Genomic DNA, 1,437 nt, shown 5'->3' with positions numbered 1-1,437 from the left:
TTTAGTGAATTCAACAATCATGCGACTTACTCTTCAAACACATGCTCAAGACGAATTTGCTCTTCAAAGGTCTCGCGCTCTCGACCAACAAACACTCGCTCGTTATCAACGATTAGCTCTGCCGCGCGATTCCGTGAATTATAATTCGAGCTCATTGCAAAGCCGTATGCTCCTGCTGAACACACTGCAAGCAAATCACCTTCTGCGATATTTAAGGCACGATCTTTACCAAGAAAATCACCCGTCTCACAGATAGGACCAACGACATCATAGGTCTTCGCTTCACCCTTTGTACGAGGACTCACTGGCACGATGTCTTGCCAAGCACTGTAGAGCGACGGACGCATTAGATCGTTCATAGCAGCATCAACAACCGCGAAGTTTTTCTCTTCGTTGTGCTTCAAATATTCAACACGCGTTAGCAAGATTCCTGAGTTAGCGGCAATAGAACGCCCCGGCTCCATGACGATTGTCAGGTTACGACCTTCTACTTTCTTAAGTACTTCTTGAACATAAGAGGCCGTTTCTGGAGGCTGTTCATCCGAGTACCGCACGCCAAGACCACCGCCGATATCGAGATGCTCTAGCGTAATGCCTTTGTCTTGTAGTTGATCGACTAGCAACAGCACACGATCTAGTGCATCAAGGAATGGCTGAGTTTCGGTTAACTGAGAACCGATATGGCAATCAATCCCTGTTACACGAATACCTTCCAGTGAGGCTGCTGCTTGATAAATATCAAGCGCGACATCAATCGATACGCCGAATTTATTATCTTTCAAACCCGTTGAAATATAGGGATGGGTCTTCGCATCTACGTCTGGATTCACACGCAAAGAAATCGGCGCAACCATGCCCAAAGCCGATGCAACTTCGTTAAGCTGATATAACTCTGACTCAGACTCTACATTGAAACAGTGAACGCCCGCTTTTAGGGCTTCAGCCATTTCATCTGCTTGCTTACCCACACCCGAAAAAACAACTTTCGATGCGTCAGCACCTGCCGCGAGCACACGCTTTAATTCGCCAATCGATACGATGTCAAAACCTGCACCTAAATGAGCAAGAATGCTCAATACCGCGAGATTCGAATTCGCTTTTACTGCGTAGCAAACAAGGTGATCGTGATCCCCGAATGCATTTTTATAAGCAAGAAAGCTCTGCTCAAATGCTGCACGTGAATACACATACGTTGGCGTACCGTATTGCTCTGCAATGTCTTGAAGGGATGCGTTTTCAGCGTAAAGCTGACCATTTTTTAGAGTAAAATAATCCATACTATTTCAGCGATTAAATCGCTCGCCGCCTTTACTAATCAAGTTATGCGTCAGATGACTGCTCTTGTGCAGGTTCTTCTGTTTCAGGTAAATACAAGGCGCCCTTTTGTCCGCAGCCCAATAACACTGAGCTTACAACTAAAAGCAGACCAAAGGTCTT

At 45.8% G+C, this 1,437-nt stretch carries 2 protein-coding genes; both read right to left on the bottom strand.

The window, feature by feature from the left end; all coding sequences use genetic code 11:
- Positions 1-26 precede the first annotated feature (26 nt).
- Positions 27-1,277 (bottom strand): diaminopimelate decarboxylase, encoded by a 1,251-nt coding sequence (gene lysA, locus A3738_RS25710; RefSeq protein WP_068474128.1) that lies wholly within the window; start codon positions 1,275-1,277, stop codon positions 27-29.
- Positions 1,278-1,320: 43 nt separating this feature from the next.
- Positions 1,321-1,425 (bottom strand): lipoprotein, encoded by a 105-nt coding sequence (locus A3738_RS29615; protein ID WP_156504503.1) that lies wholly within the window; start codon positions 1,423-1,425, stop codon positions 1,321-1,323.
- Positions 1,426-1,437: the final 12 nt, after the last annotated feature.

The sequence above is a fragment of the Oleiphilus sp. HI0066 genome, assembly GCF_001635725.1.
This window is presented reverse-complemented; position numbering and strand designations above follow the sequence as displayed.